The 23,087-nt window shown below is 49.4% G+C and carries 27 protein-coding genes and 1 pseudogene; 14 read left to right on the top strand and 14 right to left on the bottom strand.

The annotated features are described in order from the left end of the window. Window positions 1–66: 66 nt before the first annotated feature. From KSX81_RS03260 to KSX81_RS03210, 11 genes and pseudogenes are all read right to left on the bottom strand, one after another. Window positions 67–363 (bottom strand): hypothetical protein, encoded by a 297-nt coding sequence (locus KSX81_RS03260; RefSeq protein WP_005944213.1) that lies wholly within the window; start codon window positions 361–363, stop codon window positions 67–69. Window positions 364–378: 15 nt separating this feature from the next. Beyond that, entirely contained in the window at window positions 379–573 is a 195-nt protein-coding gene (locus KSX81_RS03255) for a DUF4134 family protein (RefSeq protein ID WP_008782501.1), read from the bottom strand. A gap of 24 nt (window positions 574–597) precedes the next feature. Continuing rightward, window positions 598–2,409 (bottom strand): reverse transcriptase domain-containing protein, encoded by a 1,812-nt coding sequence (locus KSX81_RS03250; protein ID WP_007219429.1) that lies wholly within the window; start codon window positions 2,407–2,409, stop codon window positions 598–600. A gap of 562 nt (window positions 2,410–2,971) precedes the next feature. Then, window positions 2,972–3,241 (bottom strand): annotated as a pseudogene (locus tag KSX81_RS03245) (DUF4134 family protein); the annotation flags it as partial. Between the two features lie 54 nt (window positions 3,242–3,295). Beyond that, on the bottom strand, window positions 3,296–3,622 hold the full coding sequence (locus tag KSX81_RS03240; protein WP_107031736.1) for a DUF4134 domain-containing protein: 327 nt from the start codon (window positions 3,620–3,622) through the stop codon (window positions 3,296–3,298). A 1-nt stretch (window position 3,623) separates the two neighbouring features. Next, complete coding sequence (locus tag KSX81_RS03235) at window positions 3,624–4,070, bottom strand: hypothetical protein (RefSeq protein ID WP_032529817.1); 447 nt, start codon at window positions 4,068–4,070, stop codon at window positions 3,624–3,626. 243 nt (window positions 4,071–4,313) lie between these two features. Then, entirely contained in the window at window positions 4,314–5,201 is an 888-nt protein-coding gene (locus KSX81_RS03230) for a toprim domain-containing protein (protein ID WP_004320436.1), read from the bottom strand. A 102-nt stretch (window positions 5,202–5,303) separates the two neighbouring features. After that, window positions 5,304–6,404 carry an AAA family ATPase gene (locus KSX81_RS03225; RefSeq protein WP_007487638.1) on the bottom strand — a complete coding sequence of 367 codons (1,101 nt, stop codon included), beginning with the start codon at window positions 6,402–6,404 and terminating at the stop codon, window positions 5,304–5,306. Then, window positions 6,382–6,777, bottom strand: a complete 396-nt coding sequence (locus KSX81_RS03220; RefSeq protein WP_004320431.1) for a helix-turn-helix domain-containing protein — start codon at window positions 6,775–6,777, stop codon at window positions 6,382–6,384. The genes KSX81_RS03225 and KSX81_RS03220 overlap by 23 nt, the downstream gene beginning before the upstream one ends. A gap of 179 nt (window positions 6,778–6,956) precedes the next feature. Next, the gene (locus KSX81_RS03215; protein ID WP_217718348.1) at window positions 6,957–7,661 is read right to left on the bottom strand and encodes a hypothetical protein; all 705 of its coding nucleotides are present in this window, start codon (window positions 7,659–7,661) and stop codon (window positions 6,957–6,959) included. A gap of 199 nt (window positions 7,662–7,860) precedes the next feature. Further along, window positions 7,861–9,006 (bottom strand): site-specific integrase, encoded by a 1,146-nt coding sequence (locus KSX81_RS03210; RefSeq protein ID WP_032529819.1) that lies wholly within the window; start codon window positions 9,004–9,006, stop codon window positions 7,861–7,863. Window positions 9,007–9,387: 381 nt separating this feature from the next. Here KSX81_RS03210 and KSX81_RS03205 point away from each other — a divergent pair, with 381 nt between their 5' ends. The 4 genes from KSX81_RS03205 (at window position 9,388) to KSX81_RS03190 (ending at window position 12,661) form a co-directional block, all read left to right on the top strand. Beyond that, window positions 9,388–9,801 (top strand): hypothetical protein, encoded by a 414-nt coding sequence (locus KSX81_RS03205; protein WP_004315319.1) that lies wholly within the window; start codon window positions 9,388–9,390, stop codon window positions 9,799–9,801. Window positions 9,802–10,047: 246 nt separating this feature from the next. After that, a complete protein-coding gene (locus KSX81_RS03200) occupies window positions 10,048–10,659 on the top strand; it encodes an RteC domain-containing protein (RefSeq protein ID WP_048927471.1) in 612 nt (203 codons plus the stop codon). A 128-nt stretch (window positions 10,660–10,787) separates the two neighbouring features. Then, window positions 10,788–12,242 carry an ATP-binding protein gene (locus KSX81_RS03195; RefSeq protein WP_053397347.1) on the top strand — a complete coding sequence of 485 codons (1,455 nt, stop codon included), beginning with the start codon at window positions 10,788–10,790 and terminating at the stop codon, window positions 12,240–12,242. Between the two features lie 5 nt (window positions 12,243–12,247). Then, a complete protein-coding gene (locus KSX81_RS03190) occupies window positions 12,248–12,661 on the top strand; it encodes a hypothetical protein (protein WP_048927473.1) in 414 nt (137 codons plus the stop codon). Between the two features lie 94 nt (window positions 12,662–12,755). Here the strand turns inward: KSX81_RS03190 and mobC are convergent, their stop codons facing one another. Genes mobC through mobA form a run of 3 tightly spaced genes read right to left on the bottom strand, consistent with a single transcriptional unit; the run spans window position 12,756 to window position 16,455 of the window. Next, entirely contained in the window at window positions 12,756–14,765 is a 2,010-nt protein-coding gene (gene mobC, locus KSX81_RS03185; RefSeq protein ID WP_332058240.1) for a conjugal transfer protein MobC, read from the bottom strand. Between the two features lie 32 nt (window positions 14,766–14,797). After that, the gene (mobB, locus tag KSX81_RS03180) at window positions 14,798–16,048 is read right to left on the bottom strand and encodes a conjugal transfer protein MobB (RefSeq protein WP_005643909.1); all 1,251 of its coding nucleotides are present in this window, start codon (window positions 16,046–16,048) and stop codon (window positions 14,798–14,800) included. After that, complete coding sequence (gene mobA, locus KSX81_RS03175; RefSeq protein ID WP_004315324.1) at window positions 16,027–16,455, bottom strand: conjugal transfer protein MobA; 429 nt, start codon at window positions 16,453–16,455, stop codon at window positions 16,027–16,029. Before mobA ends, mobB begins: the two co-directional genes overlap by 22 nt. Before the next feature lie 174 nt (window positions 16,456–16,629). On the opposite strand from mobA, the gene KSX81_RS03170 reads away from it, so the two are divergent. From KSX81_RS03170 to KSX81_RS03125, 10 genes are all read left to right on the top strand, one after another. Further along, on the top strand, window positions 16,630–16,851 hold the full coding sequence (locus KSX81_RS03170; protein ID WP_217726184.1) for a hypothetical protein: 222 nt from the start codon (window positions 16,630–16,632) through the stop codon (window positions 16,849–16,851). Window positions 16,852–16,876: 25 nt separating this feature from the next. Next, complete coding sequence (locus KSX81_RS03165; RefSeq protein ID WP_217726183.1) at window positions 16,877–17,128, top strand: hypothetical protein; 252 nt, start codon at window positions 16,877–16,879, stop codon at window positions 17,126–17,128. A gap of 37 nt (window positions 17,129–17,165) precedes the next feature. Next, complete coding sequence (locus tag KSX81_RS03160; RefSeq protein ID WP_007656417.1) at window positions 17,166–17,927, top strand: ParA family protein; 762 nt, start codon at window positions 17,166–17,168, stop codon at window positions 17,925–17,927. A gap of 2 nt (window positions 17,928–17,929) precedes the next feature. After that, a complete protein-coding gene (locus tag KSX81_RS03155) occupies window positions 17,930–18,370 on the top strand; it encodes a DUF3408 domain-containing protein (RefSeq protein ID WP_217726182.1) in 441 nt (146 codons plus the stop codon). A gap of 8 nt (window positions 18,371–18,378) precedes the next feature. Then, window positions 18,379–18,732 carry a DUF3408 domain-containing protein gene (locus KSX81_RS03150; RefSeq protein WP_217726185.1) on the top strand — a complete coding sequence of 118 codons (354 nt, stop codon included), beginning with the start codon at window positions 18,379–18,381 and terminating at the stop codon, window positions 18,730–18,732. Continuing rightward, window positions 18,713–18,994, top strand: coding sequence for a DUF3408 domain-containing protein (locus tag KSX81_RS03145; protein WP_272706441.1), 282 nt, complete (start codon window positions 18,713–18,715; stop codon window positions 18,992–18,994). Before KSX81_RS03150 ends, KSX81_RS03145 begins: the two co-directional genes overlap by 20 nt. Next, on the top strand, window positions 18,991–19,707 hold the full coding sequence (locus tag KSX81_RS03140; RefSeq protein ID WP_217726181.1) for a conjugal transfer protein TraD: 717 nt from the start codon (window positions 18,991–18,993) through the stop codon (window positions 19,705–19,707). The genes KSX81_RS03145 and KSX81_RS03140 overlap by 4 nt, the downstream gene beginning before the upstream one ends. Window positions 19,708–19,908: 201 nt before the next feature. Continuing rightward, window positions 19,909–20,220, top strand: coding sequence for a DUF4134 domain-containing protein (locus tag KSX81_RS03135; protein WP_007656423.1), 312 nt, complete (start codon window positions 19,909–19,911; stop codon window positions 20,218–20,220). Window positions 20,221–20,230: 10 nt separating this feature from the next. Next, complete coding sequence (locus KSX81_RS03130; protein ID WP_007749041.1) at window positions 20,231–20,563, top strand: DUF4133 domain-containing protein; 333 nt, start codon at window positions 20,231–20,233, stop codon at window positions 20,561–20,563. Continuing rightward, the gene (locus tag KSX81_RS03125) at window positions 20,560–23,061 is read left to right on the top strand and encodes a TraG family conjugative transposon ATPase (RefSeq protein ID WP_332058235.1); all 2,502 of its coding nucleotides are present in this window, start codon (window positions 20,560–20,562) and stop codon (window positions 23,059–23,061) included. The genes KSX81_RS03130 and KSX81_RS03125 overlap by 4 nt, the downstream gene beginning before the upstream one ends. Window positions 23,062–23,087: the final 26 nt, after the last annotated feature.

The following is a 23,087-nucleotide window of genomic DNA, read 5'->3' as shown; positions in this document are numbered from 1 at the left end:
AGACAAACCCGCCCGCGTTCAACAATCAATAAAGCCATGCACATTGCCGTGATGGTTTTTCTTTCGTCAGATCTTGCGCGAGTGGGCATACACATACACACCCGGAGCGACCTTCTTGCTATGCAGTCCTTTCCGCTGTTTGAGAAGGATGAGCACGATACCGACCGATACGACGGTAGCCAGCACGACAAGCCCGGCAATGAAACCGAGCAGGCAGTAGGCGGCGACAAAGCCGACAATGGCTCCGCACGTCGTCACCGCCGCCCAATATATGTACCGGCCTTGGATGCCCAAAAACTCAAGAGGCCGTTGCAGTCCCTTGAACAGCGGATAGTCCGGATAGCGTTCGTCCTTGCTTTTCATACTTATCCTTGATGTTTAAGCGGCAATACCGAAGAACAGAGGCAACGCCTTGGCCGCCGCAATGAGGAAGATACATGCTCCCACGACCATCATAATCTTCTTCTTGACGTCCTGCTCCTCGTTGTGTGGGCTAAGCACCCAGCGCCATACCCACCTTGCGGTGGGCGGTTTCCGAGTACTCGCCCCCAAACCGTACTTACATGTCTCCATGTATACGGCTTTCCATTAGTAACATTACTCTTTACCATAGTTCTGAATCATTGAGTTGCAGTCCTCGCAGACAACAAGTGTCTTGCGATGTCTTTGGAGCATCAGTTTCTCCCACTCATTATTGCCTTTCAGCTTGGTGAGTGTCCTCACATGGTGCATGACTACTTTCCCATCCTTACCACAAAGTTCACACCGTCCATCCTTCAACCTTTCCACAAGGCTCGGATATGGCACATACATGGTCTGTGGCAGTTTGTCATAGTCAACATCGAACTGCGCATTTCTCTTTTTGAAACCCTCATTGTAGAAGACTCTGTACTTCTGCTTTCCCTTGGCATCGTTGTACGGAATGACAAAGTCCTTGTCCTTCTGATACTTCTGGCGAACTTTCCTTGCGGAAGTGTTCAGTTTCCAGCCAAGTGTCTTGAACATACTCATCTTCATAATGAAGGCGAAAGATGCACATTCTTTGGACACGTTTGCGGCAAGTGAATAGTAGTTGTAAAGTCCTCTGATTTCCGCATTGTATTGGGCAAGAATATCTTCGGGCTTCATTGGAGTCATATATCTGCGAGGCTTTGACCACCAAATGTCTTTGCCGTCAATGTTTCTGACCTCCAAAGCGTTGTATTCAGTGAGCTTCTTTTGTATCACAGCCGAGTTAAGGGTTAACACCACTGCGCCGTTGAAGTCTCTTTTGAGTACTCCGTCCCTGTTCCTTTTCACTGCATCTGACTTTCTGATGAAGATTTCATATCCAAGAAATTTCGCCTTGTCTTGTGCGTGTGTTATCAAAGTTTTCTCATCGGACAATTCAAGTTTGAGTTGTTCTCTCATGAATTGGGTGATGTCCGCTTTGATGGTCTCGCATTCAGACTTGCTTCCGATAACCGATATAAGGAAATCGTCCGCGTATCTTACATACTGCAATCTTCTAAAGTCCGCATCCATTGCATCCTTGTGAGGAGTGGACAGCATCTGTTTGCTCAGTTGGGCAATTTCATACAGATAGTTTTTCCGCATCTGCTCATCGGATGTTTTCTGCAACTTCTGTTTCAGCCTGTTCTTCTTATTGTTCAAACGCCAGTATTCGGGATTGATGCTGCGTCTGTCACCTTTGCGGAATTTGGCTGCGTACTCCTTGATATACTTGTCGAACTTGTCAAGGTAGATGTTAGCCAATATGGGGCTGATTATTCCACCTTGCGGAGTTCCTGAGTACGTCTTGTTGTACTTCCAGTCCTCCACATACCCTGCATTGAAGAATTTACGGATAAGTCTTAGGAAGCGTTCGTCTGATATGCGTTCACGAAGAATGCTAATCAGTACGTTGTGGTCTATGTTGTCAAAGAAGCCTTTGATGTCTCCCTCGATAAACCACTTTGCTCCCGCAAAAGACTTCTGTATCATACCCAATGCCGTGTGGCAGCTTCGGTGCGGTCGGAAACCATGTGAAGTGCCTTCAAAATGACCTTCATAAATGGCTTCAAGCAGCAGTCTAACTACCTCCTGCACCAATTTGTCCTCGAATGAGGGAATACCGAGCGGACGTTTCTTGCCGTTCTTCTTCGGTATGTACACTCTGCGTGCAGGGTGGGGTTGGTAACTTTCGTCCTTTAAGGACACAATCAATCTTTCAATCCTTTCAAGACTCATCTCATCGATGGTCTTGCCGTCAGTTCCGGGTGTCATGTTGCCTTGCTTCGCATAGATGCGTTGGTAGGCTACAGCGAACATCTCTTCACTGAACAGATACCGATACAGTCGCTCGTACTTATAATCCGAACTTTGACTGTGGTCACTTAGAGCTTTTAATACTCTTTCTGATTTTTCCATACGTCTTACACGTTTTCAAAATTTGTATTAAAACATTACTAACTGTTCCCCTTCGCCATGTACAAGGCATTACCTTGCTCGGACTACTATGGGAACTCCGTTACCATATTGGATATTCAAAGCCAAAGCTCATAGCCACTTTCATGGCTTTCCAACTTAGGTAATCTCCGTTTAGCTGCATGATAACTATTAGCACGACAGATTGTCGGATACGACTTCCGCCCTTTTCTCCGCTTACTGCGGTTGCGTTGTGGCTGGTTCTTTGCTATAACACCAATGACGTTGTCTAAGTGCCACAATGCGACGTTTGTAAAAGCCTTCCGTCGCAGCTACATCTTTTGTCGCTGGGCTATCGTTCAATCAGTATGGACTTTATCCTCATATCTGTCTTTCTCCCTCGCAATTCAGTCGCAGTCTGGCTTTTGACTGACTTATTGCTTTCCCAAAGTGCTATTTTCACCTTTAGGTTTCCCCTCGGGCTTATTTGGGTGGAAGTAGGTCACTTGAACCCTGACCTATCCTCTTGCTAAAGAGGTATTTATCATGCAACCATTACGGACGCACTCATGGCGATATATACCGAGATTGCACCCACGATGGCCACAACGCCGGCAATGGCGTAGCACAATTTCACCATAATAGGCACATACTTGGCAATCTCATCGGCGACAGTGGATAATGCGCTCGTACCGGCGGAATAGTCGCCTGCGGAGTTCTGCGCTTTCGCCACCATGCCGGACAGCAGCATGAAGGAGAACATCATTACTTTGGTAGGGATTCCGTTGACGAATCCGAATGCCTTGCGGCACAGCTGTTTGGTTTTCTGAAACATACGTTTACTTTTTTAGTGAATATTTTATTTGTCTGCGACCTGATACAAGTAAGGTTATATGCGGTAGCCGAAGAAAGCCGGGAAAACATAGAATGCCCCGATCAGGAACAGGCACGCGCCGACAAGCGTCATTATCGACTTGGTGATGCCGTCCTCGCCCGTGTTCATCTTGATGTATATCTGACAAACGGACACGATGACGTAAACTCCGGCGATAGCGCAACAGATATACTGGACATAGAGCATCATCGTCACCACGAAGTCGTGCATCGTGGCCAACGCGTCCGCTCCCCAGCTATAGTTCACGCTGCCGCTTTTGGCAAAAGTCGTGTAGGGGAACGGGAGGCACAGCGCACATAGAATCTTTTTAGCTTTCGACATCTCACAACCGGTCTTGAATTGGGTTCCACTTTATTTCCGGTCGGTTGTCTAACCGTCCCTTGGAAATCATAGCCTTGTACATCTCCTCCGACGTGCGTGCGTCCGACAGGTAAGGCGTGGTCTCTTCCATCTGTTCCTCCGCCTCGGCCTTCAGCCGTTCCAGTTTCTCCTGCGCCGTTCCCTGTTTGTCCTTGACGTCCTCCTCAGGGGATGTTTCGGAAGAGGTAGCCGTACTTTCCGTCTCGTAGTTCTCGCTACCGATACTGAAGCCGGTCTCGCTTTCCGTGACAGCCACACTCTCTTCCTCTTCCGGTGCGCCGAGGTCGAAAACTTCCTCGTTCGGTTTGTCCGTCCCCTTTTTCCCGTAGATGTCATGCGCTATGATGACGGCGTAGTAAATGATGTAGGCAACCGTCAGGACGATGGCAAAAATGAAATATGAGTTCATGTATTTAGTATGAATATTAAAATTTGTATTAGTATGATTTTGCAAAGAAACGCACGAAATATAAAACCATAAAATAATTGAGCATTAAACATCTATTTCGTTAATGAGATTTATGTAATTTCCAAAAATCGTACTATTAAATCGTACTATATTGCAGTCTCTATGGAGGGAAATGGAGAAATCGGGGCATAAAAAAAGCTCTCGTGGTGGAGAGCTTTAGGTGGCAAAGGAGAACACTGAATATCAGCGTTTCTTTCCGCGCAGGTAATCGTTCAGGTCTTTGTATTCCGCATAGTGGCAGGATTCATCGCTGACACGTCCATCATACATCCCGGCAATGGTCTCTGTGGTTCTCTGCCCGGCAAGGTCATTGTCGAGATAACAGTGGATGACCGAATATTCCTGTAAACGTGCCAGCGTCTTTTTCAAGTTGTTTACCGAGTTCATCACGAGGTAGTCGCATGGCATGGCAAGACAGACCGTTCGGTCGCCTGCCAGTTTCAGTGTCATATAGGAAAGGAAATCCATGAAGCCCTCGAAAACACAGACATTTTCCTGTGTCTCTTCTGTCAGATGTCTTATCAATGAGATGTCCTTGTTGTTCAGGCATCCCTTGTAATAGGCGTTGCGCACCTCGTAACCACCGGAGGTATTGCCGAATGCGAGAGCGAAATAATGACGGCCTCGCAGTTCATAATGCACCTCCTTGCAATACATACGGCCGATGTCCGCGTCGATAAGCCGGGATTGGAGGTAAGAGAACAGGGCGTGATGGCGGAGTGGAATCACGATCACGTCTTTCATTTCAGCCTCCACCGGTCGGGGTGGAGCGGTCGGCATACGGGTTCTCGGTAGTGATGCGCCATTCACAAGCCTCTCGATATACGCCAGTGCCTCGCTCACGCAGTCCGTCCGGCAAATGTATTTTGCCAGTTCCACCAGGTCGCCGCCGGTCGCCTCGCCGAAATCGTACCATTCATTGATTCGGTCATTCACCTTGAACGACGGGGTACGCTCGTTCCGTAACGGTGAGAAGTACCAGTATTGTTCCGATTTTATATGCTGTGCATGGTGGCCGAGCTGTGCCAGAAAATCCACGATGCGTACTTGTTTTGCTTCTGCTATGGTCATCTATTTTTCTTTCACTTGATTTCAAAAAAAGGTTTAGTTTAGTTTTTCCCCTATATATATAAATACTAAAGTAAACTAAATGATATAAGCCCGCGCACGACTTCATTCTTCATCAAAAAGCATGGCCTCGGTAGGCGTCATGTCGTAATAGAACAACTTGTCCCGTTTGATGATGAGCTTGAGGTTGTCTATCAGGTATTGCATCAGTTTTATCATGACACTCCGGCCGCGTTTGAATCCGATTGCCTCGTAGGAGACCATCAGGCTCTGCAGCAGGTTGTCGAATCCCCGGATAGGCTTTTCCCCGAATGCGGCAGAGAGAGCTTCGCGGTGCTGTTCGATGCTCAGTTCCGTAAACCCCGTTCTTGCCTTGGGCTTCGGGGGCTCGCCAAACGAGTGTACTTCCGCAATGACGGGCAGTCCTGTTTCATTGATGGTAAATGCAAACGGCTTGAACTCTTTTTCCCGGATATGGAGCGCATGGACTTCGCTGATGCCGGGATTCTCGTTGCTCTTGCTGATGACCAGCACGGTCTCCGCCTTGTTGCTCATCTCCGTTCCGATATGTCCGCGCACGTTGTTGTCCCCTTTGTTCAAATGAAGCACACAGTGGATGTGCAGGTCGTATCTCGAAGACCATTCCATCATCCGGTTGATGACTTCCACCGATTCACCGGCATTATTGATGTCGAGCATCAGGTCGCGAATGCCGTCGATGATGACCAGTCCGTAGCCTTTCTGTTGGCGCAGCGCATAGTCGATGACCTCGATACGCACCGACGGCGAATATTCACGCAGGCAGAAAAAATCGAGATTCTCCGGATCGGTCGTCGTGGGCAACCCGGCCAGCCGCAATATACGCTCCAATACCGAGCGGCAATGGAAACGGCTCTGTTCCGTATCGACGTACAGAATACGCTGTTTGCCTTCGGGCAGATGTGCACGGTAGTTCAATACTTGTTTCCCCGCCAATGATGCGGCGACAAGCGCAGAGACGTTGAACGTCTTTTTCGATTTCGCCTTGCCAGTCGATGCACTGAAATTGCCGAGCGTGGCAATCGTTGAGTTATCTATCCAGATGATTTGTGGAGGGGTCTCATAAATGTCCGTCGCCTTGATTTGCGAGGCATGGAGGATGTCCGACAGGCGGTGTTCATCCATCCCCATGCTGGTTGTGCGGTCAATCCTTCTTTCGTTTTCCATAGCGTCTCTTGTTAAGGAACGGTTCTGTGGCGGCGGCTTCCGTCACCCTGCGCACTGCCTCGTTCATGGTAGGTTCATAATTCTGCAACAGCCATTCGTCCAATTCCTCCTTGGCGAAATAAACCATTTTACCGCGCGGTTTGTAGTGCGGTATCTCCTTGCTCGATGTGAGCTTGTACAGCATACTTTCAGAAACCCCGATATACATGCAGGCTTCCTGAAATGTGAAAACTCTCTTGGTCGTGAAGATGGTATTTTCCAGCAGCGTAATACGCTCCAAGAGACTTTCGACCGGTTCCAATTTCTTCAGTACCGATTCGATGGCGGCGAGCCGTCCGCTCATCCGCTCCATGAATGTCATTCTATTCGGCATAATAACACAGTTTGATTTTTGACAATGGAGATGAAACCTCCGTTATGCAGCGCGCTAACGGAGGTCAAAGGTATGTCCTGTAAACGAAGATGCCGTGATTTGGGGAATGATACTATGCACGTGTCATTGTAACTCTCATGCTTTTACCTTTCACATACTTCGCTTCTTGTCACTTTCTGTCATTCTTTCAGCCGGTCAATGGTCTTTCGGATGCCGTATGCGACCGATGTCATGTTGTTCTTGATGGATGACAGCGCGGAAGACAGGGTTGACACCGAAACGGAGCGTGTCCCGTCCTTGGACTGCAGGAATGCACCCTTGCCGAGAACATTCTGCCACCGAGATTGGATGAACGAGTTTTCAAGAAGCGCATCGAACAGGATTACCACACGGCGGATATTGTTCACGCGGATGGAAAAGCCCTTCTTGCAGGCGAAGAGAGCCTCCATGTCTTCAATGCGTACAGAAACACAGAACAGATGATAAGTATTGGCGCAAGCCACTATACTTTTCATCTGTTCCGGGGTAAAATTACAACCAAAAGAAAGAGAGAGAGCCGCAGGTCGGTTGATACGGGGCGGACCAAGCGGAGACAACGATTCCGAGGTGTCATACATCCGTTTCAACTTCATGCACTCATTAAACGTGAAATCCGGTGCGGCAAAGCAGGGCTGGACGGAACTGGCGCACTCGGTCAGCAGCCCCTTGACAATGTGGATGTTCATTTCGTGGCAGTTCCGGCAGGCCGCATGGTCACAGTCTATGTACCGGTGTCCGTTTACGAAATCGTCCACATAGCGGTGGTACTGTTTACCACCCAACACAACATCGTGGAGATAAACTGTTTTTGCTTCGGTAAGCAGGGCGAAAAGTTCATTCGCCACATCCTTGTCCGCAGCGAAGTGCTGCAGGTGTTGGCTCCCTCCAAAAAGAGAGAAGGCCGTCTTCAGGTCTTTTCATGTCGATTTACCTTTTTGAGTTTATAATATGTGATGGAAGCATTAACTTCGGTTGCATTTACAACCGGAGAAATGCCGTAAATATATGTTTGTAAATTAGACATGGACCACAGAATGCCTTCAATTAGTGAAACAAACCGTTTACAAGATTCACAGCCTCGTCCTTTTTCTTATTGATAATCTTGGCATACACCTGTGTCATTTTCACATCGGCATGGCCGAGCAGCTTCGAGACGGTATATAAGTCCGCTCCGAGCGTCAGCATCATGGTGGCAAACGTATGGCGACTGGTGTGGTAGGAGAACCGCTTGGAGATTCCGGCTGCTTTCGCCCAAGGTTTGAGCTGCATTCTGATTGTATTGGCGGACGGCAGGTCGAACACATTATCTTCTGATGATTTGCCCCCACGTTCCGGCATCCACTTCAACGCTTCAGGAGAGAGGGGCAGGTAAATAGGCTCTTTGGTCTTTTTCATGGACACGGCCAAACGGTACTGTCCCCTGTCAACGAACACGTCATTCCATTTCAGCTTGATTATATCGCTGATGCGTAATCCGCAAAAGCAGGAGAACAGATATGCGCATTTTACAATCTCGTATTCCTCGTGGGGCATAGGAGTGTCAATCAACGCCTGTACCTCTTCGATGGTCATGTACGACCGCATACTCTCCGGCTTGCGGATTTTCTCCGACTTCTCAAGTTCGTTGAAAGGGTTGGCCTTCATCTTTCTCTTCCTGACGGCAGAGTTCAACGCACCGTTCAACGCACGGTAATAATTGTGAAGCGTGTAGTTCGATATGTCCTTGCCTTTCGGATGATATTCCGTCAGCAGATAAGTGATGTAGCCACGACAAAAGTCCCCGTCAATCTGATCCAGTGTGACCATTTCTCCGGCATAGTCTTTCAGTATGCGCATGGCAATCTTGATTTGACTGCCATCTTTCTTACCGGCACTCTCTTGAGCCTCCATATAAACCTGCATCCAATCCAGCAGGAAAGTCTTGTCCTTACGGAATACAATCCCGGCCTCATTACTGGTCAGTTCGATAATACGCTTCGACTTGATGGCATTGGCGGCGTCCATTGTCGTCTGATTCTGCCTGCGGGAGTTGCTATCCGTTTCCGGGATAATATACATCTTGAGGTATTCATATGTCCGCTTTCCGTCGCGGTATATATCCAGATACAGGCTCTTGCTGCCATTGCTCAGCGACTTCATCCGAAGACGAATTGGCTCTTTGACTTTTGTATGATTCTTAACTCGTGCCATAGGGATTCCTTTCTCATTTTTTCTACTGCAAATATACGAATAAGTATCGAATTTGAGAAACAAATGAGAAACAAAATTGCACCAAACAAGAGCCAATTTACTGAAAGTACTGAAAACAACCGAAAATAAAAATAAGATTATAAAACTTTGATTTACAGGATATTTATTATCAATTTATTGGATGTTGTTTTCATTCTATACATATACTGCGTAAATCTGGTAAATTGAAACTACGGAGACGATTGCGTGATGCTTATGCTATGCTTACGCATAGCGTGCATTCACGTACTCTCCGTAAAGGCTTTACCAGAGCCATCGCTTGAAAGTAGTGTGAATTGCACGCTACTTTTTTGCCTCGCCAAAAAGGAAAGAAAATACGTTATGGCGAAAATACAATTACTTGCCGTTATCTCAATAGATGGCTGTCCGATGAAACTGCATCCCCGGAAGCGGTTGCTTCAAACCGAAGATTACGGTATGGATGAAATACGTGCCAATGCCCTGTATAAGCTGACATCCGACTATTCGGTATCCGTGCTTCAAGAATGGAGGGAGGAAGGTGGAAGCATTTGCCATTTGTTGGAAGTAACTGCCGGGAATACCGAATATGCCAACGGACTGTTACGGATGAACGTGATAGATGAAATCATACTATACGTTGTTCCAACCATCGACGGAAACGGAGCGCATTTTTTCAAGTCAGCACTACCTATGAATGACTGGCGGCTTATGGAGAACAAAACTTATAGGGACGGAGTAATCCGGCTTACCTATCATAAAGAGCCACGGGCATAAAATGTTCAGATTATGAACATCTTGGCGGGATTTCCGTGCTCAGAAAGTGAACACATGTTCAGAATCTGAACACATTTCACAAGGGATGCAATCAAGGATAAAATTATTTTTGAATTTTATCTTTCTGAAAAACAATGTAGTACAATTTTCTCACAATCTTTTCTCGTGTTTAGGGCTATGATTTGCACCATATATCAGTGTGCGCACACTGATAAACAAGTGTAAACCCTCAAAACAGAAAAGATAATGAACCATCTCATACTGGCGGAAACACAGTTTTTCGCCATGATAAACGGAAAAGACAACGGTAGCACGGAAACGGCATACGGCGGATTCGTGCAGGAAGTAATAAACCTGTGCTACGGCGGCAATGATGCCAAGCATATTATTGTGGCGTTGGCTTTTGCCGAAATCGAATTACAGCACCATCCGCAGAACTTGTCGGCATCGGAGGAGAATGTCGTCACTGTGTATATCCGCAAGGCGTTATCCTTCATCCGAAAGATGCAGAAGATGGTATCCGCTTCTGCAATTACCTCCGTGCCACCACTAACATCCACATCCGAAACCAAAGCCACAGTCCCAGCCTTGCAATGGACTGGTAATGCCGTCGAGTTGGTAGAACTAATCTATGCCCTCTACGCCACCGGCTGCATCAATGGCGGCAAGGCTTCGCTGAAAGAGCTTGCTCCTGTCCTCTATTCCTTTTTCGGTGTGGAGTCCAAAGACTGCTACCGCTTCTATACGGACATCAAACGCAGGAAAAGCGACAGTCGCACCTACTTCCTTGAAAAGATGCAGGACAAACTGAACGCGAAGATGCGACATGACGATGAATTGGAGCGGATGAGGAGATAAACGAATGCCAAACAAAGGATAAGCGGCCGGATTATACGGTTTCTTATCCTTCTTCATTTACAATCACTCTATTATCTGCCGGAAAGCCGATTAAAATCATTAACTTTGCAAGTATTAATCAATGACGGATGAAAATAGATAACCTCGAAATATTGAATGGACTGATTGCCGGAGCCGAAGGCGGGACAGTTGAGTTCAAAGAAACTACCGGGCAGTTGGAGCGTGGAATGGAAACTCTTTGTGCCTTCTTGAACGGTACGGGCGGCACGGTGCTGTTCGGTGTAACCGACAAGGGAAAGATTATCGGTCAGGAAGTGAGCGACAAGACGAAGCGCGATATTGCGGAAACCATCAGACGAATCGAGCCGTTTGCGACCATTGATATATCCTATACAGACATTCCGGGAACGAACAAAAGTGTTATAGCTTTATCAGCGGAAGAACAACGATATATGCGCCCGTTCACCTATAAGGGGAGGGCTTATCAACGGATAGAGAGCGTTACATCTGCCATGCCGCAGGGTATATACAACCTGTTGGTTATGCAGCGAGGCGGAACCTATGCTTGGGATTCCATGCAAAATCCCGGCTTGAAAATATCCGACCTTGACGAAACGGCAATCTTGGGCGCAGTACGTGGAGGAATCAGAGGCGGACGTTTGCCGGAAGGTTCTATGCAGGAGGATGTCCGAACCATCCTTGAAAAATTTGACTTGTTGAATGATGGAAAGCTGAACAATGCTTCCGTTGTCCTATTCGGACGGAACTTCTACCATTATCCCCAATGTCTGCTCCGTTTAGCCCGGTTCAAAGGAACGACAAAAGATGAATTTTTAGATAATCAGCGTGTGACAGGCAATATATTCAACTTGCTGGATGCTGCAATGGCATTTTTCTTCAAGCATTTGTCCCTCTCCGGTAAAATTGAAGGTTTGTACAGAGAAGAGGAACTGAATGTGCCATATAAGGCATTGAGAGAATGTTGCATAAATGCTTTTGCACATCGTGTTTACCATCGCCCCGGCAGTTCAGTCGGGATTGCTATCTATGATGACCGCGTGGAGATTGAAAACAGCGGAACATTTCCGCCTGATATTACCATTGAGAAACTGTTGGGTGGCCACAATTCCGAACCACAAAATCTGATAGTAGCCAATGTGCTGTACAAAAGTGCAGTATTGGAGAGTTGGGGACGTGGCATAGCCCTTATGGTAAACGAATGTCGCCGTGTCGGTATTCCGGATCCGGAGTTTCATACCGACGGCAATGCTGTATGGATTGTGTTTCATTATACAAGAACTACAGTAGGACAAGACCCCACAGCACCCCCACAGCAACCCTATAGTAACCCCACAGTAACCCCACAGTTAGGAAAACTGTTGTCTGCTATTGGGAACAACACTCTCTCTGCTAAAGAAATCATGGAGAAAACGGGAATGAAAGATAAAAGGAATTTCTTAAAGAACTATATCCATCCGGCAATAAATTCCGGTTTGGTCCTTTCACTTTATCCCATAGGCTCCAAGAGTCCGCAACAGAAATACTATCTTACTGATAAAGGTAAAGGTTTCCTGCAACAATAACGGGTATGGCTAAAAAGAAGAAACATAAGAATGATGTAAAAACTGATTTACCGATAATCATGGATTATGGTATCGGCAGTATATCCGTTTATGACCCGGCAGACATAATGCCATACAACGAGCCGCCAATTAGCGAACAAATCCGCTTCAAGAAACTCGGCAAAGAGATGAAATCCGAGTTCAAGTGGCTGGTATCTTCCGTAGTGATTGAGTATTGGCAAGAAAACCGACAGATACCTTTCGGTGAAGAAATGTCGAAACTCAGAACCAGACTGTTGAGAATGTTTGCCGAAGAATACAGCATACTGCTTAAAGACGATACAGAGCTGAAAAATTATTTGCTGACGCTTGCCATTACCACCATCAACAAGCATCTCAAATCTGAGAATAAAAAGAGGGTGTCAAAACTCTCTTTTTAACAAAATTACCCTTGCTACAGATATCTGTGACAGGGGTAATTTTCATATTTTGGGTGTTTTGACACATCCCCTTTTTCACATATAAAGGAATCTGTTATTTCTGCTGCAACAGGTGTTTCAAGTTTTCATCATTTGCGATACGTTCCAGTTCCTCTTGAACAATCTGCTTCACTTCCTCCTTGATGCGCCTGTAATTCGCCTGAACCGTTTCCTTCATGCGGTCGTTGCCGTCCCCGTCCGTAAAGTCGGTAATGACGGGGATTTTCTTGTAGGCTTTCTCCTCGCGCCTCACCTTCTCGGCATCCACGACAATCTCGCAATGGAAAATCTTCTGCTCGATACGCTCGTTGAAGTTGTCGGACACCGAACCGACAAACATACCCTGCGTCAAGCCGGAAATCTTGCTCGGCGGGATGAGTGAATCCATCTGCGTGTTGATGGAGGTGGAAACATCCTGCCGGTTGATGGAAATGGACTGCCGTTTCTGCAACACCTTACCGAAGCGTTCGGAAAGCGTCTTGGCGGTTTCACCCACCACCTGACCGGAAAAGATATTGCCGACGGTGTTCATCACGACCTTCGCTTCTTTATCACCGTAGTCGCGCACCAACTGGCTAAAATCCTGAAAGCCCAGACACACGGCAACCTTGTTGCTTCGCGCGGTGGCGATAAGGTTGTCCAACCCCTTGAAATAAATCGTGGGCAGCTCGTCGATGATGACCGACGACTTCAGCATCCCTTTCTTGTTGATGAGTTTCACGATACGGGAGTTATACAGACCGAGAGCGGCCCCGTAGATATTCTGACGGTCGGGATTGTTGCCCACACAGAGTATTTTCGGTTCTTCGGGGTTGTTGATGTCCAGCGTGAACTCGCTGTCCGACATCACCCAATAGAGCTGCGGGGAAATCATCCTTGACAAAGGGATTTTCGCGCTTGCTATCTGCCCCATCAACTGCTCCGCAGCCCCTCCGAGCCATGCGTCCATGAACGGAGAAAGATAGTTTTCCAATTCCGGGTAAGAGGTCAGTATCGGGAAAATATCCTCATAGCGGCGGTTCAGGAACTCAATCGCATGGGGGAACGTGCAGTATTTGCCGCCTTGATAGATTTTGAGATACCATATAATGCTGGCAAACAAAATAATAGGTGATTCCACAAAGAAGTCGCCCTGCTTCTGCACCCACGTTTTATTGAGGTTGAGCATTATCGTATAGGCACTCTCGTAGGCATCCGTAATATCCTCCATGAAATCCGGGTGGATGGGATTACAGCGGTGCGAGCGTCGCGGGTCGTCGAAGTTTATCACATAAAACTTCGGCTTCACCTTGTAACCCTCCGGGTGGTTCAGCAGATGGTTGTAGGCGATTGTAGATAAGTCGCTGAATTTGAAGTCATATACATACATCGAAAAGCCCTTTTCAATCTGCTGCTTGATGAAACTGTTTACCACCGCGTATGACTTTCCACTACCCGGCGTACCCAACACGATGGAGGCACGAAAAGGATTCACGACATTGATCCAGCCGTTGTTCCAACGCTTTTTGTAGTAAAACCGTGTCGGAAGATTGACCGAATACTCGCTTTCGATAAGCCTTGTTTCCTGCATGAAACTCTCGTTTTCGTTATTGAACACATCGTCCATAAGGTTGTGCTTCAACAGACGGCTCATCCACAGACCGCCCATCAGCAGGCAGACATAACCTGCGCCGACGGTCAGAATATACAGTCCCGTCACCGCCTCTATCGGGAGCGGCAAAGCCAGTATCCACCAGTTGAGGAAGAACAGCACGAAGCCCACGGCAAGGGCTGTCCAGATTCTTCCCCAAGTGATTTTCTCACCCTTTACGCCCTTTGTCCCCAAACAGGACAAGGCAAGCAGTAGGACGGCAAACAGTTTTGTGTACAGGATGGAACGGAACAGCCCCGCCGTGCGGTTGAAGTTCATCAGGATTCTGTCCACCACGCCGATCTCCACTCCCCAAAGCCGGATAGCTTCATAGCAGAACCAGTACACGTTCATGACCACTAAAATAATACTCACGGCACGCAGAAAATCCATGATTTTCGCCAATGCCCTCAAATCGTCTTCTTGTTGTGACATACATTGATTTTTTTGATTGTTGATATTTTCGATTACATTCCCAAGCCCTTGCGCTTCTTCTTTTTCTTCTTGCGCTGCATCGCCCGGATGAAGGCTTCCTCCTCGGCGTCCACTACCGGACCTTCGGGGGCAAACAGGTTCATGCCACCCGAATGGCTCTCGTATTCCCCTCCGGAATATCCTTGTTTGTCCTCTTGTCCCTCCACCATAACGGAAAGCGGAATCGACGGCTGTCCAGCGTAAGGCTGCGTGAAGTGTTCCTGCAAGGCGTTGGCGGAAAGTTCCTTGCCCATGCGTGAGCCGTTCAGCACGCAGCCCGTACGGTGGTCGATGAACGTGGCTCCGTAGATGCGCCCTTCCTCCGTGTAGCGTAGTACGGTGTCGATGCCCTTTCCTTTGAGGGTGGCTACAAACTTCTCCTTGTCATACGTGCCTTCCAGCACGGAAAGGACGGTGCGTTTCGTCATGTCGGCAAGTTTCCTCTCCTTAAACTCCTGCTTGGAACGGGCAAACTTCTTCTGTACGGCTTCATAGCCGACGGACTTCCCGAACAGCGAGGACTTGAAAGGATTGCCGACCTTGTTGCCCTTGTCGTCCGTGACGGAATAGACCAGCCCGTGATACTCACGTCTGCGCACATTGCCATGTGCTTCCTCCACTGTCATATTATATAAGGAAAGGAGGGCACGGTATTCTCCCATCGTTTGGAAACGGTATTGCCCGTTCAAAGCCTTAACGATATTCCCCACCTGCTTCTTCACGTCGCCCGCAGAGGCGTCCACCTTGCGCAGCGGCGTGTCAAGACGGCGATTCTTGCGTTCCGCGTCATGCAGCCCGTACTTCCGTTCCAGTTCGCGTGTTATCTGCTTGCTCCGGTAAAAATTGTTCCGGGTGTCTATGCTCCTGCCGTTCTCGTCCACCCTGACCGTCACGATATGCAGATGGTGGCGGTCGATGTCCTCATGCTTGAAAACGAGATACGGCTGGTTGCCGAAGCCCATCTTCTCCAGATACTCCCGTGCGATGTTCTGAAGCTCCGTGTCCGTCAAAATATCGTCGGGATGCGGATTGAGCGAGATATGCACCACCGGTTTCTCCACCTTCGACCGCACGGGCATCAGAGCGAGAAAGTCCTCCATAGCCCGGTGGATGTCCATCGTTCCCGTACCGTCATTGTAGATGCGGTTGGTTGTCAGAAGCCGCCCTTTCGCCTCGTTGATCTTCTCCCCGTTGTAGGCAAGTGCGCCATACAACGAGTTTCCTACACTGATTTTTGCGACCATTTTTCCTGCATCTCCCTTGAAAGTTCCACAATCTTACGGCTCAGTTTTACGAGTTCGACGGTCTGTTGCTCCAACTTGTAAAGCAACGCCATCGCCTTTTTCTCGGAAAAATGCAACCTCAGTTCCTTCACTACTTGGTTGTAGTTCGTGCCTATTGCGCGGAATTGCGCATGAAAATCAGATAGCTTGGTGTAGTAATCCACCAGCGTTTTATCCACTTTCAGTACCTTGAACGGTTGCCCGAAGAAGTGCGCCTTCAGGAAAACCGACTTGGCGTAAACGCCCGACTTCTCGAACATGGAGAGGAAACGGTTGTGTTCCTCCTCGCTGAAACGGACGGTGTATCTGAACACCGCCGGATCGAGTTTGGGATTTCTCCCGCCTTTGTTTCTTTTTTTTTCACTCATATTACTTTGGATTTAGCGGTTTGACGGCATAAGCCGCCGCTTCATGGCACAGACACCGTAGGTTTGAGAGGCTTCCCGACTTCGGAGGGTAAGCCCGCCCCCTGCAAGGGCAAGGCGTTTTCCGGGATGCTCAAAATATTTTGAGCGGCTGAAAACATACCTTGCTATGTTCAGGTGAACATAAAAATCCGTCGGGGACGGATTGGGGGAATGCCTTTCAAACTCCGGGCTGCGCCACCTGCGGCGAACCCTGCCGTTCGGGTGCAAAGTTACGCCCTTAACGCGGTATCGGACAGAGGCTTGACCCGGACAATCAGTGCCAACCGGCGCAACGTGCTGCCACTTGCCGGAGAAGTGATACGGATTCAAAAATATCCTTGTTTATTTGCAACATGATTCAAGAAACGAATGATTTGAAGATATGGAAAAAGGAACTTTCAGATACCCGGCAAACCGCTTCGACGGATATTTGCCAAACCGAATATCCGAACCGTCGGATACCCGGTTTTCCAGTGACGCGGTGATTTACGGATTCAATGACTTCATGACGCAATGCCGTCATTCACCGGTTATCCGAATCCCGGCTTCACCATTGAAGCGGATACGTGACGGACCAATCTGTCAATGTTTCACGGACGCGGATATGTACGTCACCGCTTCCGTACAGGAATAAAAAAAGCAATTCATCAACCATTAAAACCAATAGAACCATGAGTAATGAAATCTTCGTTGCATTCGCAACACAAAAGGGAGGTATCGGCAAATCGACCGTCACGGCACTTGCCGCCAGCTACCTCCACAACGTGCAAGGTCACAATGTCGCCGTCATAGACTGCGACGCCCCGCAGCACAGCATCCACGGACTGCGTGAACGTGAAACGAAACTTATCGACGAGAGCCTCTATTTCAAGGCACTCGCGTGTGACCACTTCCGAAAGATCAGGAAGAACGCTTATCCGGTCATTGCAAGCGACGCCCTCAACGCCCTTGACGATGCCGAAAGGATGCTTGCCGAAGAAGAAGTGAAACCGGACATCGTGTTCTTCGATATGCCGGGAACGCTGAAAAGCAACGGCGTTGTAAAGACCCTCTCGCAGATGGACTACATCTTCGCGCCCATGAGTGCCGACCGCTTTGTCGTGGAAAGCACCCTGCAATTCGCCGTGATGTTCCGTGACAACCTCATGACGACCGGGCAGGCGAAAACAAAAGGGCTGTACCTGTTCTGGACGATGGTGGACGGCAGGGAGAAGAACGGGCTGTACGACCTATACGAAGATGTGATTGCCGAAATGGGGTTGTCGGTGTTATCCACCCGCCTGCCCGACAGCAAGAAGTTCCGGCGCGACCTCTCGGAAGAGCGCAAGAGCGTTTTCCGCTCGACCATCTTCCCGATGGACGCATCCCTGCTGAAAGGGAGCGGCATCCGTGAGTTCTCGGAAGAAATCAGCCGTATCATCAAACCTCAATGAACATGGGCAGCAGGAAAGTGAACACCGAAGGCATTGACGAGGATCTGTTGATAGCCTCCATCGGCAGACGCAAGCAGGACGGGACCCTGTACCGTGCGCAGGAGCCGCCCGTACCTGCCCCCGAAGAAGAGAGCGTCCCGGAAACGGAACCACCGCCCACGGCATCCCCGTCAAGGGAGAAGGTGCAGAAAGACACCGCCCGCCGCAAACGGCAGGAGGACGACTATTCAGGTCTGTTCCTCCGCCGCAACGAGATAAAGACACGCCAGTGCGTCTATATCAGCCGCGATGTACACAGCAAGATTCTTAAAATCGTGAATGACATCGCCGGACGGGAAATCTCGGTAGGCGGCTACGTGGACACCGTGTTGCGCCAACATCTGGAACAGCACAAGGAGAAAATAAACGAACTGTACAAGAAACAACGTGAAGACTTAATTTGAATATGGATATGAATCAGGAAAAGAACCAGAAAAACAGAAGTCCGCACCATGACGGCGGAGGTATGCTTGCCCAAGTGCAAGCGAGTGTGGAAATCCTGTCGCCCGTGCCGGTAAGCGGCAAATGCGGCGAAAAGGACTATGAACGGCTTTTCATCCGTGAACCCGAAGTAAAGGCACGCGAGGGGAAGATGGCATACGTGCGCCCGGAATACCACGACCGCATCATGCGCATCACCCGTGTGATCGGGCATGACAAGCTATCGCTGTCCGCCTACATCGACCATGTGCTTACACACCACTTCAACCAATGCGAAGAGGCGATAAAGAGCCTTTACGCCCGGAATTACGACGCAGTATTTTAATCATCAAAAAGAAAAAGAAATGAGAAGAAAAAAGAATGATTATCGTGCCTTCCTGAAAAAATCAGGCTTCAAGGCAAGGGAAGGGAAACAAGTATCCATCAGCAAAGAGACCCATGACAAGGTTGCCATGATTGTCCGCTGGCTGGGTGATGGTGAAGTCACAATGGCTGACTTCACTGAGAACGTGGTAAGCGAGTTTCTCCGTACACACCGTGACGAACTGAACCGTATGTTAAACGCAGTCCCCAGAATAGATTTATGAGCATGACGATGATTCTCCTGACCGTATCGGTCGGCTGTAACCTGTGGTTCCTGTTCCTGCTGCTCTACGACCGCATCATGGAAACGAGATTCGTCCGCTTCCTTAAAGGCATTGCCGGGCTATGGCGGTCATTGGGCGGCACGGAGGTGAAGCAGGAAACGGTACGGGAAACACCTCCCGCAGAAACATCGGACATCATCGGCAAGAGCCGTTTCAAAATGGCATCAACCCGGACAACCGCTGCCATACCGACGCAAGAAGCCGCCACTTCGGAAAAAGGCATTGAGCTGTCGGAGGAAGAGGCTACTTTTGACGACGGAAACACGGAAACCATGTCCCGCCCGGCACAAGTTCCGGAGGAAAAACTCGATGAAACCTTCACGAGCATCCCGCCTTCGGAACTGGAGTTCGTGGAGGATGAACCGGAGGACGGAACGCCCGACACACCAAGAGCTACGGGAAGCAGTTTTGACGAGATAGACGATGCGGTCAGGACAGCCAAGAACCCGGAAGCGACAACGGCAGAACGGGAACGTGCGGCAAAGGTCTTCTCCGATATGGAAGGAACGGAACTGTACGAGAAACTGATGTCCGGCTCGACGGAACTGAACATCCGCATCAAGGGGCTTATCGAAGTCCGGCTGAAGAAACCGAAAAAGGAATTTACCGTACCCGACAACATTGACGAGTTCAATATCCGGGACTATGTATAACAGCTAAAAAAGAGTGGAAATGAAAACGTAAGACAGCATCACACCATGCGCACGGCAGTACAAGGTACAGCCAATCCGCAACGGACACACCCAAGTCCGTAGAAACAAACGGGAAACCACTAAAACCAAAGTAAAGTAATCAAGTATCAACCGCCCGAAAAAGGACTATCCACCCTTTGGACGGCACAAAAAGAACAGTTTATGAATAAGAACATCAGACAAAAGTTCATCATCTCTGCGGCACTTATGATTGCCGCAACCGCCTCCGCATTTGCGCAGGGAAACGGTCTGGCAGGCATCAACGAAGCCACCTCTATGGTGAGTTCGTATTTCGACCCCGGTACGAAACTTATCTATGCCATCGGTGCGGTGGTCGGTCTTATCGGAGGCGTAAAAGTCTATGGCAAGTTTTCGTCCGGCGACCCGGACACCTCGAAGACCGCCGCCTCGTGGTTCGGGGCTTGTATCTTCTTGATTGTCGCCGCCACTATCCTGCGCTCATTCTTCCTTTAATAAACAATGTATGGCTGAATACCCGATAAACAAGGGTATCGGCCGTCCGGTCGAGTTCAAGGGTTTGAAGGCTCAGTACCTCTTCATCTTCTGCGGAGGTCTGCTGGCTCTCTTCGTCCTGTTCGTCATCCTCTATATGGTCGGCATCGACCAGTGGATATGTATCGGCTTCGGCGCGGCATCGTCTTCCGTCCTCGTATGGCAGACCTTCGCGCTGAACGCCCGGTACGGCGAACACGGGCTGATGAAATTGGGAGCGGCAAGGAGCCATCCCCGATACCTTATCAACCGACGGCGGATCACCCGATTATTCAAACGGCAACGAAAGGAAGAAACGACATGAGAAATACATCCAAAATGATAACACTGGAAAACAAGTTCCCCCTGCTGGCGGTGGAGCATGGCTGCATCATCTCCAAAGACGCCGACATCACGGTGGCTTTTGAGGTGGAACTGCCGGAGCTTTACACCGTGACGGGCGCAGAGTACGAGGCGATACACGGCTGCTGGTGCAAGGCTATCAAGGTGCTGCCGTACTTCTGCGTCGTGCATAAGCAGGACTGGTTCATCAAGGAACGCTACAAGCCGGAGTTACAGAAAGACGACATGAGTTTTCTGAGCCGCTCCTTTGAACGCCATTTCAACGAGCGTCCGTACCTGAAACACTCCTGCTATCTCTACTTGACCAAGACGACGAAAGAACGTAACCGTATGCAGAGCAACTTCAGTACGCTGTGCCGGGGACATATCATCCCGAAGGAACTGGGCAAGGAAACCGCCGGGAAGTTCATGGAGGCCGCCGAACAGTTCGAGCGCATCATGAACGACAGCGGCTTTGTCAGGCTGCGACGCCTCTCCACCGACGAGATTGTCGGGACGGAGAAGTCCGCCGGACTGATAGAGCGTTACTTCTCGCTCATGCCCGAAGGTGACACGACCTTGCAGGACATCGACCTCTCGGCAAAAGAAATGCGTATCGGTGACAACCGCCTGTGCCTGCACACCCTCTCCGACGCGGAGGATATGCCCGGAAAGGTGGCTACCGACATCCGCTACGAGAAACTCTCCACCGACCGCTCGGACTGTCGCCTCTCCTTCGCCTCCCCCGTGGGGCTGCTGCTTTCCTGCAACCACATCTATAACCAGTATGTGATTATCGACAACAGCGAGGAAAATTTGCAGAAGTTCGAGAAGTCCGCAAGGAATATGCAGTCGCTATCCCGATACAGCCGGAGCAACAGCATCAACCGCGAGTGGATAGACCAGTACCTGAACGAAGCCCATTCCTACGGGCTGACCTCGGTACGGGCGCACTTCAACGTCATGGCGTGGAGCGATGACGCGGAGGAACTGAAGCATATCAAGAACGATGTGGGCAGCCAGCTGGCAAGCATGGAGTGCGTGCCGCGCCACAACACCATCGACTGCCCGACACTCTACTGGGCGGCGATGCCCGGCAATGCGGCGGACTTCCCGGCGGAAGAGAGTTTCCACACCTTCATCGAGCAGGCGGTGTGCCTCTTCACGGAGGAAACCAACTACCGCAGCTCGCTCTCGCCCTTCGGCATCAAGATGGTGGACAGGCTTACGGGAAAACCGCTGCACCTCGACATCTCCGACCTGCCAATGAAGCGGGGCATCACCACCAACCGCAACAAGTTCGTGTTGGGTCCTTCGGGCAGCGGCAAATCCTTCTTTATGAACCACCTCGTGAGGCAATACTACGAGCAGGGTACGCACGTGGTACTGGTGGACACGGGAAACTCCTATCAGGGCTTGTGCGAAATGATCCGGCGCAAGACAAACGGGGCGGACGGCGTGTACTTCACCTACACGGAGGAGAAACCGATTTCGTTCAACCCGTTCTACACCGATGATTACGTGTTTGACGTGGAGAAGAAGGACAGCATCAAGACATTGCTGCTGACGCTCTGGAAGTCGGAGGACGACAAAGTGACGAAGACGGAAAGCGGTGAACTGGGCAGTGCGGTGAACGCCTATATCGAGCGTATCAGGGCTGACAGGAGCATCGTCCCCTCGTTCAACACCTTCTATGAGTATATGCGCAACGACTACCGCCGCGAACTGGCAGAACGTGAGATAAAGGTGGAGAAGTCCGACTTCAACATCGACAATATGCTCACTACCATGCGGCAGTATTACCGGGGCGGACGCTACGACTTCCTGCTCAACTCCACGGAGAACATAGACCTGCTCGGCAAGCGGTTCATCGTCTTCGAGATTGACAGTATAAAGGAGAATCGCGAGCTTTTCCCTGTGGTGACCATCATCATCATGGAAGCCTTTATTAACAAGATGCGCCGTCTGAAAGGCGTGCGCAAACAACTGATAGTGGAAGAGGCTTGGAAGGCTCTCTCTTCGGCAAACATGGCTGAGTACCTGCGCTATATGTACAAAACCGTGCGCAAGTATTACGGGGAGGCAATCGTGGTGACGCAGGAGGTGGACGACATCATTTCCTCGCCCGTCGTCAAGGAGAGCATCATCAACAACTCCGACTGCAAGATACTTCTCGACCAGCGGAAGTACATGAACAAGTTTGATGCCATACAGTCCCTGTTGGGTCTGACGGAGAAAGAGAAGTCGCAGATACTCTCCATCAACATGGCGAACAACCCGTCAAGGCTCTACAAGGAAGTGTGGATAGGACTGGGCGGCACGCAGTCGGCAGTCTATGCCACCGAAGTTAGTGCTGAAGAGTATCTGGCGTACACCACCGAAGAAACGGAAAAAGTAGAGGTGTACCGTCTGGCAGAGCAGCTGGGCGGCGACATCGAAGCCGCCATCCGGCAGCTTGCCGAAAGGCGGAGAAAGGAATAAATAGAAACAGATTCATCAACTAAAAA

The organism is Bacteroides sp. MSK.18.37, assembly GCF_019129155.2.
Lineage (GTDB): Bacteria > Bacteroidota > Bacteroidia > Bacteroidales > Bacteroidaceae > Bacteroides > Bacteroides ovatus.
The sequence above is the reverse complement of the archived record's forward strand: the minus strand, read 5'-3'. Positions and strand labels throughout refer to the sequence as shown.